8 protein-coding genes and 1 pseudogene are annotated in these 14,023 nt (G+C 45.0%); 5 read left to right on the top strand and 4 right to left on the bottom strand.

The genetic code is table 11. The features are described 5' to 3' along the window. Window positions 1-32 precede the first annotated feature (32 nt). Window positions 33-2,360 carry an FdhF/YdeP family oxidoreductase gene (locus SU60_RS04285; RefSeq protein WP_041154479.1) on the bottom strand — a complete coding sequence of 776 codons (2,328 nt, stop codon included), beginning with the start codon at window positions 2,358-2,360 and terminating at the stop codon, window positions 33-35. Window positions 2,361-2,920: 560 nt separating this feature from the next. Here SU60_RS04285 and SU60_RS04280 point away from each other — a divergent pair. The 5 genes from SU60_RS04280 (at window position 2,921) to SU60_RS04260 (ending at window position 9,529) form a co-directional block, all read left to right on the top strand. Next, window positions 2,921-3,820 carry a LysR family global transcriptional regulator AcsS gene (locus SU60_RS04280; RefSeq protein ID WP_041154478.1) on the top strand — a complete coding sequence of 300 codons (900 nt, stop codon included), beginning with the start codon at window positions 2,921-2,923 and terminating at the stop codon, window positions 3,818-3,820. Window positions 3,821-3,852: 32 nt separating this feature from the next. Continuing rightward, window positions 3,853-4,680 carry a formate dehydrogenase accessory sulfurtransferase FdhD gene (gene fdhD, locus SU60_RS04275; protein ID WP_041154477.1) on the top strand — a complete coding sequence of 276 codons (828 nt, stop codon included), beginning with the start codon at window positions 3,853-3,855 and terminating at the stop codon, window positions 4,678-4,680. Window positions 4,681-4,880: 200 nt separating this feature from the next. Further along, window positions 4,881-6,143: a hydroxymethylglutaryl-CoA reductase gene (locus SU60_RS04270; RefSeq protein ID WP_041154476.1), complete on the top strand. Its 1,263-nt coding sequence runs from the start codon at window positions 4,881-4,883 to the stop codon at window positions 6,141-6,143. A gap of 503 nt (window positions 6,144-6,646) precedes the next feature. Further along, window positions 6,647-8,194: a DUF1800 domain-containing protein gene (locus tag SU60_RS04265; protein ID WP_041154475.1), complete on the top strand. Its 1,548-nt coding sequence runs from the start codon at window positions 6,647-6,649 to the stop codon at window positions 8,192-8,194. Between the two features lie 9 nt (window positions 8,195-8,203). Further along, window positions 8,204-9,529, top strand: coding sequence for a DUF1501 domain-containing protein (locus SU60_RS04260; protein ID WP_041154474.1), 1,326 nt, complete (start codon window positions 8,204-8,206; stop codon window positions 9,527-9,529). Window positions 9,530-9,621: 92 nt separating this feature from the next. Here SU60_RS04260 and SU60_RS04255 read toward each other — a convergent pair whose 3' ends face one another. The 3 genes and pseudogenes from SU60_RS04255 to glmS all read right to left on the bottom strand — a co-directional run bounded on the left by SU60_RS04255 (window position 9,622) and on the right by glmS (window position 13,891). Continuing rightward, a complete protein-coding gene (locus tag SU60_RS04255; RefSeq protein ID WP_041154473.1) occupies window positions 9,622-10,710 on the bottom strand; it encodes a ketoacyl-ACP synthase III in 1,089 nt (362 codons plus the stop codon). Between the two features lie 420 nt (window positions 10,711-11,130). Then, window positions 11,131-12,044, bottom strand: a pseudogene (locus SU60_RS04250) (group II intron maturase-specific domain-containing protein); the annotation flags it as partial. 14 nt (window positions 12,045-12,058) lie between these two features. Beyond that, the gene (glmS, locus tag SU60_RS04245; RefSeq protein ID WP_041154472.1) at window positions 12,059-13,891 is read right to left on the bottom strand and encodes a glutamine--fructose-6-phosphate transaminase (isomerizing); all 1,833 of its coding nucleotides are present in this window, start codon (window positions 13,889-13,891) and stop codon (window positions 12,059-12,061) included. Window positions 13,892-14,023: the final 132 nt, after the last annotated feature.

Raw genomic sequence — 14,023 nt, 5'->3', positions numbered from 1 at the left:
AAAAACGGCTGATAACAGCCGTTTTTTAATGATTATGCGTTCGATTCAACTAACGCTATCTTGTCCGATGTCGACTTTTCCAACTTAATCGCGATGAACTTAGAAGTTGGCGTAAAGGTCCGGTCTCCATAACTGTCCAAAGGTACCAGTGGATTGGTTTCTGGATAATAAGCGGCAGCTTGCCCTGAAGGAACGTCATACGCCACCAGAGTAAAACCGCTCACTCTGCGCTCTACACCGTCTTCCCACAAAGAAACCATATCCACTTTATCGCCCGGCTCGAAGCCGAGTTTTCGGATGTCTGCCTCATTAATAAACAGCACTTCACGCATACCAAATACGCCTCGATAACGGTCATTTAGACCATATAACGTGGTATTGTACTGGTCATGTGAACGCATGGTTTGCAGGATTAAATCTGGTTTGTCACCTTTTGCTAATAGAGCCTCACTGATGAGCTGCTTAGGCAGTTCGCTTGAACTAAACTGTGCCTTACCGCTTGAGGTATTCCATCTTCTTTCCGCAGCAGGGTTAATGAGATGGAAACCACCCGGATTTTTTAACTTTTGGTTAAAGTCAGTGAAACCAGGAATGGTATCGGCTATCAAGTCACGTATGCGATCGTAATCCTCAATGGCCCAATTCCAGTCGATAGGATGAGCGCCAAGTGTCGCGTTTGCCATACCCGCGATAATGGCTGGCTCTGAACGTAAATGTTCAGAGCGAGGTTCTAGTTGACCATAAGAAATATGCACCATACTGAAGGTATCTTCTACTGTGACACCCTGAGGACCATTTGTTTGAACGTCTACCTCAGTGCGCCCCAAGCATGGCAAAATCAGCGCATCTTTGCCGGTGACTAAATGCGATCGGTTTAGCTTCGTTGAAATGTGCACGGTGAGTTGGCAATTGCGCATCGCCTCGTGTGTGCGTTCTGTGTCCGGCGTCGCTTGGGCAAAGTTACCGCCTAAACCGATAAACACTTTCGATTGCCCTTCTTCCATCGCTTTAATCGCTTGGACAGTGTTGTGCCCAACACCACGAGGCACTTCAAATTGGAACCGACGCTCAATGCTGTCTAATAACATATCAGTTGGCTTTTCATCGATCCCCATCGTTCGGTCTCCTTGGACATTGCTATGCCCACGTACTGGCGAAAGCCCAGCACCTGGCTTACCTACGTTACCTCGTAACATCTGCACATTGGCCACTTCTTTGATTGTTGGCACCGAATGACGATGCTGGGTCAAGCCCATCGCCCAACACATGATCACTCGTTCAGCACGCAGGTACATGCGAGCAACCGTTTCTATTTCGCTCAATGGTAACCCTGACTGCTCTTCAATGTGTTCCCATGATGTGTTATCTAACTCTGAGAGGTAATCATCAACTCCGATTGTGTGCTGCTGAATAAACTCGCGATCGAACACCGCTTTACCGCCTGTCTTTAATGCTTCACGCTCCCACTCTAATAAGTACTTGGCGATACCACGAAATACCGCCATGTCCCCGCCAAGCGCAGGGCGTAAATACGCGGTATTGGTTGGCTCAGAACCATTACTGAGCATTTCAATTGGCATCTGCGGATTTTGAAAACGCTCCAATCCGCGCTCTTTTAAAGGATTAAAGCATATGACCTGCGCCCCACGTTTGACCGCTTCGCGCAAAGGTTCAAGCATACGCGGGTGATTCGTCCCCGGGTTTTGACCGATGACAAAAATCGCATCGGCTTCTTCAAAGTCATCAAAAATTACCGTTCCTTTCCCGACACCAATCGTATCTTTCATGCCAATTGCACTGGCCTCATGACACATGTTTGAACAGTCTGGAAAATTATTCGTACCAAATGCACGAACGAACAATTGATAGAGAAAAGCCGCTTCATTACTCGCTCTGCCCGATGTGTAAAATTCGGCTTGATGAGGAGAATCAAGTTGGTTGAGGTGTTTTGCAACCAGTTCAAAAGCCTCGTCCCACGAGACAGGAAGATAATGATCCGACGTGGAGTCATATTTCATTGGGTGGGTGATTCGGCCTTGGTATTCTAGCCAGTAGTCTGTTTGATTGGATAATGAAGAAACGCTATGGCGAGAGAAAAATTCAGGGTCGACTAATCGATTTGTTGCTTCCCAGTTGACCGCTTTCGCGCCGTTCTCACAAAAGTTCACTTTCCCCGGCTTCGGAGACTCACCCCACGCACACCCCGGGCAATCGAAACCACCGTTTTGGTTGGTCTTCATCATGGTGCGAATATTCTTAACCGCGTTCTCACTTCCCCACCAGCTTCTGGTGACAGATTTGAGCGCTCCCCAGCCTCCCGCAGGTCCGTTGTATTTTTTTATTTGTTCTTTTTGGCTCACGTCTTTACTCCTCGATACTCAGTCTAGTCAACAGATCGAGTTAATCTAAATAAGTAAAGACTCTACGACGTGCCGAGTATTTACTTGTCGAGATTAAAATCTTCCCTGCTCACTATTTACAGATTCAGCGCCCGTCACAATAGTCACCGCTGCATCTTGATCTAAATCAAGGTTAAGTCGTTATTTTGCCCTCGTCTAATTGATATGCCTTACCGAGCAATAAACAAAATCTATCACCAACTTTAAGTCTGACATTGATCACAATTTTGATAGCAGATTCCTATCATTGATATTCGTTTTATCTACTCGAAAGCGTCAAAATCGATGACGACCTGTTACCAGGCCAAAGCATTACGATGATAGACAATATCTATCACACTATAGATAGTTTGAATTTGACCCTAATGAAAATCAGGAATAGCCTTGATTTGGATCAATTTAATGCGAGTTTTAATATTTGACTCTCGCGGGCAATTAACCGCGGACAGTTAACGAGGCAACGATGAGTTGTTCATTAACAGCCCAGTGACTTTTGTAATCAAGGTGGAAGACACACCAGCATGGATATCAAGCAGCTTAAATACCTCATCGCTCTCGAACAAACCAAACACTTTGGTCAAGCTGCGGCACTGTGCAACATTACCCAGCCGACACTTTCCATGCGTATTCGAGGTTTAGAAGAAGAGTTAGACCTAGAGTTAATTCACAGAAGTCAGCGCTTTGAAGGATTTACTGAAGCGGGTGAACGAATTTTAGCGTGGGCAAAAACGGTATTGGCCGCACATGATGGTTTACAAGCTGAAGCCGCAAATTGCAGAGGTCAACTTGTGGGTTCTCTGCGACTCGGTATCGTGCCGCTCGCCAGTCAAAACCCGATGGAACTGCTTAAACCACTCGCTCAAGCTTTCCCCGAACTTAGATTTCAAGTTTTGTCGATGACGACAGAACAGATCATCGACCAGCTCAATCGAAATCAGCTCGATTTAGGAATGTGTTACGTCGACCAAGTGAGTACCGCATATTTTGATGTCATAGAGCTGAATCCAACCAAACTTGGGGTGCTTTTTGATGAACGCCACTTTGACTTTGCGGAATCAAAAGTCACATGGTCATCACTCGATGACATACCGCTTGGTTTACTTTCTAAAGGCATGCATTACCGACATTCCATCGATGTCAGTTTTATTAGCAAAGGACTGGTACCTCAAACCATCATCGAAAGCAATTCCACCTTTCACTTGGTTCAAGCAGTAACCAGCGGGCTATGTTGCGCCGTTATGCCTCTAAACTCTGGGCTTGAAGAAATGAATACAACGTTGCGCATTGTCCCTATCGAAGATGCATCAGTTAATGCCCCACTAGGTTTGCTCAAGCGTAAGCAAGCACCCTTCTCAGCGTTGACGGATCAATGTTTCGCTGAAGCCAAAAGCATACTCAGTCCAAATGCCACGCTGGCCTAGTCTGGTACAAACAAGGGATAACAGGTGATTTCATGAGATGTACAACTCAATCTTATTTTCAATCAACAGATTTTAACCAAGCCCCACCCCAGCCTAAAACATTTACGTTCCGAGAACTTGATGGGGAGCGAATGCAAAAGCAAACGTCTCTAGCGAGTGAGTCAGCGATTGCCATTAGCTACAACGGTATTAGCCAAGCCGTTATGATGGTGACACCAGGGCATCTTGATGATTTTGTTCGGGGATTTAGCTTAAGTACTGGCATTGTGAATCATTTTAAAGAAATCAAAAACATTGAGATCGGGGGTGATCTCGATGCCTATTACGCTGAGGTTGAAATCACCAACCGAGCATTTTGGGCATTAAAAACACAAAGAAGAAACCTAGCAGGAACCACCGGTTGCGGAATATGCGGCGTTGAAGCTCTGGAGCAAGCATTGCCAGAACTCACAGCTCTAACGCCAACGATACCTCCACGAGCAGAAGCGTTTGTTGGGTTAAGAGAAAAAGTCTCGCAACAGCAAGAGGCCGCTCGTGAGTCCGGAGCTCTACATGCGGCACTGTTTTCCGACTTAGAAGGAAACATCGTCGCATGCAGAGAAGATATTGGACGGCACAATGCACTAGACAAACTCATTGGCGCATTAGCCAACAGTCAGATTAACCCGCAGCATGGTTTTGCTATCGTTACCAGCCGTTGTAGCCTTGAACTTATTCACAAAACCGTTCGAGCCTCTATCCCTACTCTTGTTTGCTTATCTGCCCCAACCGCGCTCACTGTTGAATGGGCAATCAAACATCACCTTAATCTGATTCATCTACCCAAAAACGGGGTACCTAGGCTGTATAGCCCCGCTTAGTTATGAATCGTTCCATTTAGCTAACACTTATAAAAGAAATGCCCAACTCGGAAAAAGAGCAAAAGTGGTTAAGAAAATAGGCGCTAGCCAGACAATCCAGCTACATAAGCGAGACTATTTGTTGCAAAACGTATAATGGTCATTGTAATCAAAGCCACAATCACTACAATCTCTGATTCGATTTTTCAGTGACTGTTTTTATGCCGAAATTAAACCTAGATAATACCGCTCAAAACTCTACCTTATCCGATAGTGAGGCCAGCAATAAGTTACAATCGGCATTAGAACCCAAATTTCACCAACCAGATTCGCGCCTTTGCTTGAGCCCTGGGCTGAGTGATAAGCACCTAGCCAAACGATGGGAAGTGTTGGAGAAAGTCACAGATAAAGATCTGTTGCTTGATCCTTTTACTCAGTCTCATTGCCAATCCTATACCAACAATATTGAGCACTTTATTGGTACCGTAAATGTCCCGGTCGGCATTGCTGGGCCTCTTCGTGTCAACGGATTGCACGCCAACAACGATTACTTCGTTCCACTCGCAACCACAGAAGCCGCTTTGGTCGCGTCATACAATCGAGGCGCAAACCTGATTACTGCCGCAGGTGGTGCCAGTGCTTTGTTGTTGAGTGAAGGTGTCAGCCGTACTCCTGTGTTTGCTTTTAATAATTTGGCGGAAGCAGGACAGTTTGTCAGTTGGGTTGTCACTCAGTTTGAGTCTTTTCGCCATATTGCTGAATCCACAACATCGCATGGCAAGCTCAAAGACATCAATGTCAATATTGAAGGCAACCATGTTTACCTCGTATTTGAGTATGTCACAGGCGATGCATCTGGCCAAAACATGGTGACTATCGCGACACATAAAGTGTTTCACCATATCTTAGCGATAAGTCCAATAAAACCAACAGAAGCATTTTTGGATGGCAACCTGTCTGGAGATAAGAAAGCCAACGCTCATGCACTGCGCTCAGTACGTGGCAAGAAGGTGTCTGCAGAGGTCACGATCCCCAAGCAGTTAGTTGAAAAATACCTCCATACGACACCTGAATCCATGATGCAGTTTACCAACATGTCAACGGTTGGCGGCCTACTCAGTGGCACCATCGGTGTGAATGCACATTATGCTAACGCACTTGCAGCGCTGTACATTGCCTGTGGTCAGGATGCAGCATGTGTGGCGGAATCAGCCGTCGGTGTGACTCGTATTGAGGTCAATAACGATGGCGATCTTTACGCATCGGTCACCTTACCAAATATCATGGTTGGTACTGTGGGTGGCGGTACTGGATTACCCACTCAAAAAGCCTGTTTAGATATCCTTGGTCTGCATGGGAACGGTAATGCAAAAGCACTTTCAGAAGTCGCTGCTTCGCTATGTTTAGCTGGCGAGCTTTCTATTATTGGGGCATTTTGTGCTGATCACTTCTCTCGTGCTCACCATAAATTGGCGAGAAAGTAGCGTCATTTAAACAGATACCATACCAGTCTATTTATTCTGAGGAGAGTTGTTCCAAGGTCAGTACAAGGACAACTCACCTCTCTCATCCTCATGCAAATTACCCAAAATAGTACCAATTTTGTGAACGACGTTTTCTGTGGCACGTACCTAACCTTTATACTCGCCATACAATTAACATTTTTGAAGCTCATACTTCTATACTCACAGTGACCTCAAGAAGCAGGATTCAAAGCTGCATCAACGAGTTCAGTTCAAGATAAATAACGGTAGGAATGGGATTCCCTTTCGACGTTATTTAGAACAGAAATGGGCTCGTTGATGAGCTCCATAGGGGCAAGTTTTATTCGCTCTTGAGCTGCGTTACTGCTTTTTACGTAGAATAACTATGTATTCAAATCAGCGACGTGGTTAAGAGCAAATACATTCTCGCTGAACAAGCATCTTGAAGTTACTTGAGTATATTAAATGGATTTAAGTCCCTTCTTTGGATAAGCGAGTCAACAATGAGACATGAGATACAGAGCCGAGTTTTTTATCGGATTTTAGGAGTATTCGTCATATTACTGTGGCATATAAAGCCATCTTTTGCGGATGACGACGTCGCTCGCCTTCTTTATCAAACGACATTTGGCCCCACCCCTACGCTGATTAATCAAGTTGAAAAAGTCGGCAAAACGAAATGGATAAACCAACAAATTCTTCTCACTCCAACTTACCATCAGCCTCTTTACAACACGCCCTTTTCTAAAGGTGACCAAGCCAATCGAGAGAACGCTTGGTACCAAATCGCCATGACAGCGGATGACCAACTTAGACAGCGCATGGCGTATGCCCTAAGTCAAATCGTTGTGGTTTCTCAATACGGAGGTTCACTGTCAGGGAAAGCAGCAGGATTAGCAAATTATTACGATATGTTGGTTAAAAATGCGTTTGGTAATTACAAAGATTTGCTTTATGACGTGACAACGCATCCTGTTATGGGTAACTACTTATCAATGATGGGAAGTGCAAAAGCAGATTCTGACACAGGCGCATTGCCCGATGAGAACTTTGCGCGCGAAGTGATGCAACTGTTTACTTTAGGTCTTTATCAACTCAATATCGATGGCAGTAAAATACTTGATGATGCAACTGGTAAACCGATGCCGACGTACACACAAAATGATGTTCAAGAGTTGGCACGAGCATTAACTGGATGGGTCAAGTCAGATAATGACTTCGTAACGCCAATGACTGCGGTAGCTGAACTTCACGATTCTGGGGAGAAAACGATCCTAGGTTCGACAATTCCTGCAGGGCTTACTGCACAAGAAGAGCTTTCACGCGTAATCGATATTTTTATGTCGCACCCGAATATGGCTCCTTTCATATCAAAGCGTTTAATACAGCGATTCGTCACATCAAATCCAAGTCCGGGTTATATCTCCAGAGTTGCGAAAGTGTTCAATAACAACGGTAAAGGCAAAAAAGGCGATTTAAGTGCTGTAATCAAAGCCGTATTACTTGATGCAGAAGCTCGCGGACGCACTGATACTAAACCGATAAAAGTCAAAGAACCGATTCTGGTGTTGACTAACTTCCACCGTGCCGCTGGCTTTTCTTTAAATGGGACTCGCTTTGATGCTGCAGTGACAGCATTTAATACGGCCAATCAGGGACCACTACGCTCTCCTTCGGTGTTCAATTTCTATTCTCCGAATTATCAACCTTCCAATGCCTTTATGGATGAAAATATGGTGTCGCCAGAATACCAAATTTTAAATTGGGCAGTTTATACGGAGTTGGTCAATTATATGCTCAATAGTACTCGCCGAGGCGGCGACGATACGTACAGTCTCGATTTTAACGAGTTCTATGCGCAACTTGATAACCACCAAGCTCTAGTAAACCTAGTCGATCAACATTTTTTTGCTGGTACGGCGTCAGAGACACTTAAGCAAACCATGTTGGATGTATTAGATGACTACAAAACCAATTATGTACCTACCACAAAACTGTCATTAGTTATTTTTGCAGCCATCTCAGATGATGAGTTTTACATCCAAGATTAGGAGTGAAGAATGGATATCTCACGACGCGACTTTCTAAAAAGTTCACTTTCATTGGGAGCCGTTACGTCCCTCGGCCTTCCTAGTTATACTCTCGCAGCACCCTCGAACGATTTTCGAGCGTTAATCTGTGTCTATCTCGAAGGTGGCAACGACGCGCTTAACACGGTGCTTCCAATGTCAAACGCACACTATAATCAGTATGCCAATGTTAGAAGAGAGTTGGCGGTTGCGAAAGACGAGATCGTGCCTACTGGACTAAAAGCCGTCGATGGCCAAAATAAGACAGTCCCCCTCGGTTTACACCCTCAACTTGAACCACTACTGCCCTTATTTCAACAAGGCAACGCAAACATCGTGCTAAACAGTGGCATATTGGATCAACCGTTAACCAAAAAAGATATTGAGCAGGAAAAACTTCCCCTCCCAGAGCAACTGTTTTCACACAATTCTCAAACGGAGTCTTGGCTACGCGGAGGAATGGAAGAAAGTAAAAACCTAGGCTGGGCAGGAAGGATGCTTGATGTACTGTCATCAAACGCAGAGATCACACCGCTTTATAGCGTGCACGGTGAGTCGCTCTGGTTAAGAGCAATGGAGTACCGACAAACCATACTGAAAAAAGACCGAGCCGTGCAATTGAGCGCACTAAACAACAACATGTATAACGATGTTTATGCAAAACTGCTGGAGAATAAAAAAGACAGCTTGTTTAGCGGGCATTTCCATTTGATGGTCAATGAGTCGATGACCATGAGTCATATTCTGTCGGAGCAATTGGAACAAATTAAGGATGCAGAGTCATTTACTTCTTCAACACTTGGGCAGCAACTACAAACTGTGTACAAGCTCATCGCCAGCCAAAGTAATTTGAACCAGCAGCGTCAAGTATTCTTTGTCAAGCACACGGGTTATGACTTACATGATGCTCAACTAGCCAGACACCCGGGGTTGCTCGAAGATTTGGCAACCAACTTATCAGCTTTGTATCGTGAGCTGGATACCATCAACATGATGAACCAAGTTACAACGTTTACGATGTCTGATTTTGGTCGAAGAATGATCAATAATGGCAATGGCACCGATCATGGGTGGGGGGGACATCAACTGTTGTTAGGAGGAGCGTTATCTGGCGATACGCCGATTGGTCGCTGGCCGCAATTGGTGTTAGATGGGGATGACGATTATTCTAAAGGTCGATTGATTCCACAAATTGGCGCTGATCAAGTGGGGGCAACGTTAGCCCAGTGGATGGGGGTAAGTAATAACGCTGCACTTGAATACGTTTTCCCCAATATTCGTAACTTTCCTGTGTCTAACCTAGGTTTTATTTCTTAACGTAGACTGCATGGGCAATTAAAACAGGGAGCAACAAATGCTCCCTGTTTTGATTACTTTTCTGATTCACTTAACTCTGTTGGCGACGTTGATTACATAGTATTACGTTGATTACATAGGGTAATTGCACGTTCCAAGAGCACCAAAGCAGAGTGCTCACATTCAGGCAGTGTGGCGTCACTTTCTCCGATTGGCGTAACGCGCTCTCCCCACTTAAGTACAGCAGCCCCCCAAGTTAACCCAGCACCAAATGCCGCAAGTAGCATATTATCGCCAGGGTTAACACGGCCTTGCTCTAACGCTTCACACAGAGCGATAGGAACCGTGGCCGCAGAGGTATTGCCGTAATTTTGTATGTTCACAAACGCTTTTTCTTGAGGTATACCAGAAAGATCACACAAGGTCTGGATGATTCGGATATTCGCTTGATGTGGAATCACAACATCAATTTGCTCTGTACTTAATTGGGAGTCTTTCAGCACAGTTTTAGCTGCGAGCCCCATTCCTTTAACCGCACGTTTGAATATTTCTTGTCCGACGAAATTGAAGTCCCAAAAGCCATTGTCTTCTGCAAAGCGATCCATGCTACTACCAAACGCAGGCACAGCCAGAATATCTCGACCTTTTGCATCACAACCGATTTGCGACTGAATTAACCCGGTTTCTTTCTCAGTTTTTGATAGCACGACGGCACCTGCTCCATCTCCAAACAGAACCGCGGTATCCCGCATCGCCCAGTCAATATAAAAAGAAAGGCGTTCAGCGCCGATAATAATGGCATGACGGTAGTTGCCCGACTGAATCAAACGCGTTCCCGTTTCTAATCCATAAACAAATCCCGTGCAGGCAGCGTTTAAATCAAAGGCCGCCGCAGAGCGAATCCCTAAGTTTTGTTGTACCTTCGACGCAATGTTTGGAATCAGCGAATCAGGAGAACAGGTCGCAACAATAATAAGGTCAATCTCACTCGCTTCGATTCCTGCCCTTGCAAGTGCATGCTTTGCTGCAACGGTTGCCAAATCAGAAGTATCGACATGGCTAATACGACGATTTTCTATTCCAGTACGGGTACGAATCCATTCATCAGAAGTATCAAGGAACGTGCTAAGATCATGGTTAGAAAGCTCAGCTGGGGGTAAACATTTCCCCCAACCAGTAATTTCAGCGTAGTAATTTGTCATCTTAGACCTATTTATTGTTGTATTTTAATAAGATATCTTAAGGCTAGGTTTGCCGCTAAGAAAAACTTGTGTTGAGAGCACTAGCACAAAACAACGCAAGTAAAAACAAATTATACGCATTATGAGGCTGACTGGTAAGTCCAGTTTTCATCAGTTCGTCACAAAGGAAGAAATCATGTCGTCGTTTAAAACTCCGCAGCTCATCCTGTGTGAATTTCCATCAGTATCGTAGCCACTTTAACGTTACCCCAATTAGGTCAATTTATGACAAAATATATGTGTCCTGACTCTTAGGTTAGAACGATTTGGTCGAGTAGACGACACCTGTTACCAAGTGCCGCCCCTCTAAGAACCCAAACGTGCAACTTTCACTGCACTAAGCTCAAGCATCCACGAAGGCATCGTTTGATACCCAGCAACTTATAAAGCAGTGAGAGCAGGTTCGTTCCAAGAATTACGAGCTCGCCGTTTGGACTTTCTCTTAGCCAAGTATTCTTGGTATTGAGGGTCAAATGGTATAGCTGCACTTCGGATCTTCGCATGCCTCTCTATCGGCACTTTGGCTATTTGGAACAGGTTGAGTTGACAATTCATATCCATGATCTTCTGCCAACCGTGAAATTGCCATTGGCCTTTTCGGTTGATGAAGTATTTAAGGGCTACCCATGTCTTAGATTTTGTCGGGTGGCGCCTTACTGCCCAATGCCATAATGCCTTAATGCATAGAATAGCTTGTACCAAACATATCCGGATACCTGTTTAGCAACGCAATGGCGATAATAGTTAGCCCATCCCCGTAGTTTTGGATTTATCAGTTTGATAAGATCGTTCACGGGGACTGTAGCGTGCTTTTTGATGAGTTCGCGCAGGTTACTCATGAACAACAATGTATTGGATTTGCTCGGTTTAATGAGCAATTTCCCCTTGTACTTTCTATGATTGAATCCTAGGAAGTCAAAGCCATTTTCGATATGTGTAACGTGCGTTTTCTCTCCGGATAATGTTAAGCCTCTTTCCGCTAAGAAGTCTGCGATCAACGGTTTGATATCGTTATCTAACACTTCCTTTGAAGCGCAAGTGACGACGAAATCGTCGGCGTATCCAATAAAGTTGGCTCTTGCACCCTTTTTGAGTGCAGTAGACTTTATTTGCTGCTCAAGCCCAGCAAGAGTCATTAGCATCAAGGTCGGGGATATAACCCCTCCTTGCCCTTGCGGCGTGCCCTCGTCAGTGCGATAAAACAGCCCTTTATCCATAAAGCCAGACTTTAACCATTGTTCCAACATACGTTTATCAACAGCGATATTGCTTATGAGCCATTGATGCCCGATTTGTTACACTGTATCAACTACTCAACCGTAACCGCTTTGGCCAAATTACGAGGCTGGTCAACATCCGTTCCTTTGATAAGGGCTACGTGGTAAGCCAACAGCTGCATCGGAATGGTATAAAACACTGGCGCGGTTAAGTCACTCACATGCGGCATGGAGATAATTTTCATATGTTCATCCTCTTCAAAGCCGGACTCCTCATCAGCGAACACGTACAACAATCCACCTCTCGCACGTACCTCTTCAACATTGGATTTCAGTTTTTCCAGCAGCTCATTGCTAGGCGCAATAACCACCACCGGCATATCAGCATCGATCAAAGCCAACGGACCGTGTTTTAATTCTCCAGCGGCATAGGCTTCCGCATGAATGTAAGAAATCTCTTTCAGTTTCAATGCGGCCTCCATCGCAATCGGATAGTATTCTCCTCGACCGAGAAACAACGTGTGTTGCTTGTCTGCAAAATCTTCTGCCAATAGTTGTATCTGTTTCTCAAATGCTAATGCGTTCTCAACATCGATCGGCAGCGCGTGTATTGCTTCAACTATTCGGGCTTCTTTAGCACTATTGATGCTTCCTTGCTCTTTACCAATAGCAGTAACCAGCATTAATAACGATACCAGTTGAGTAGTAAACGCTTTGGTGGAAGCAACACCAATCTCGGTTCCCGCCCGAGTCATAAAAGCAATATCAGCTTCACGGACCATTGATGAACCAGACACATTACAGATAGTCATGATGGCCATGTAACCACGCTCTTTGGCGAGGCGCATTGCAGCCAGTGTATCGGCAGTTTCCCCGGATTGAGACAAAGTAATCAAAAGGCTATTAGAGCGAGTCACAAAGTTTCGGTAGCGAAATTCGGAGGCGATTTCTACATCACAACTGACTCCACCAATACCTTCAAACCAATAGCGTGCCACTAGGCCTGCATTGTAAGAGGTCCCACAGGCGATGATCTGAACATGTTCGACTCTGCTCAAGATTTCAACCGCGTTAACACCAATACTTTCTGTTACAACAGAATCTATATTGATGCGGCCTTCCATGGTGCTAGTCAGTGCTTTAGGCTGCTCAAAAATCTCTTTCTGCATAAAGTGTCGGTAACCGTTTTTTTCACCGGCATCTTGTTCAACCTTAGATTCAATAACTTCGCGTTCGACAGGGTTGCCCTTGGCATCATAGATTTGCACGTCTCGACGGGTAACCTCAGCGACATCCCCCTCTTCCAGGTAAATAAAACGACGAGTCACATTTAGCAAAGCTAACTGGTCAGAGGCTAAGAAATTTTCTCCCACACCCAGACCAATGACAATTGGACTGCCTGAACGTGCTACTAATAAACGTGATGGATCATTACGGTCAATCACTACCGTGCCGTACGCCCCTTCCAATTGACCCGCTGTCTTTTGTACTGCTTCAAGCAAAGAGCTTGCTCCGCGCAACTCCCATTCTATTAGGTGAGCAATGACTTCCGTATCAGTCTGGGATTCAAATCGGTAACCACGATCAAGTAAACGCTCGCGCAGGATTTCGTGGTTTTCAATTATACCGTTGTGTACAACAGCAATATCACTTGACATATGAGGGTGTGCATTAGCTTCAGATGGCTCGCCATGGGTAGCCCAACGGGTGTGAGCAATACCAGTACCACCAAACACTTGCTCCGCTTCTACAGCATGTGCCAACTCCTGTACTTTACCTAAACGACGAACCCGAGTCAGTTTATGCTCGTTGTTTACCACTACTATACCGGCGGAATCATAACCCCGGTATTCCAGACGACGTAAACCTTCTACAAGAATTTCTGCGACATCTCTTTGTGCTACAGCTCCTACTATTCCACACATAATATTTACTCCGTTAATTTTATAGCGTTGAAAAGCAATGCGTATACGGCACAAACAATGCTTTGCTGTGTTTATAAATAAACAGTTTGTTGAAAAAAAACCCCGAAAGACGAATGCTTTCGGGGTTTTATT

The sequence above is a fragment of the Vibrio mytili genome (genome assembly GCF_000830505.1).
GTDB lineage: Bacteria > Pseudomonadota > Gammaproteobacteria > Enterobacterales > Vibrionaceae > Vibrio > Vibrio mytili.
This window is presented reverse-complemented; position numbering and strand designations above follow the sequence as displayed.

Excerpts from the sequence above, each read along its gene's own strand:
- SU60_RS04280 (WP_041154478.1), top strand. The coding sequence starts at position 2,921 with ATGGATATCAAGCAGCTTAAATACCTCATCGCTCTCGAACAAACCAAA.
- SU60_RS04260 (WP_041154474.1), top strand. The coding sequence starts at position 8,204 with ATGGATATCTCACGACGCGACTTTCTAAAAAGTTCACTTTCATTGGGA.
- glmS (WP_041154472.1), bottom strand. The coding sequence starts at position 13,891 with ATGTGTGGAATAGTAGGAGCTGTAGCACAAAGAGATGTCGCAGAAATT.
- SU60_RS04255 (WP_041154473.1), bottom strand. The coding sequence starts at position 10,710 with ATGACAAATTACTACGCTGAAATTACTGGTTGGGGGAAATGTTTACCC.
- fdhD (WP_041154477.1), top strand. The coding sequence starts at position 3,853 with ATGAGATGTACAACTCAATCTTATTTTCAATCAACAGATTTTAACCAA.
- SU60_RS04270 (WP_041154476.1), top strand. The coding sequence starts at position 4,881 with ATGCCGAAATTAAACCTAGATAATACCGCTCAAAACTCTACCTTATCC.
- SU60_RS04265 (WP_041154475.1), top strand. The coding sequence starts at position 6,647 with ATGAGACATGAGATACAGAGCCGAGTTTTTTATCGGATTTTAGGAGTA.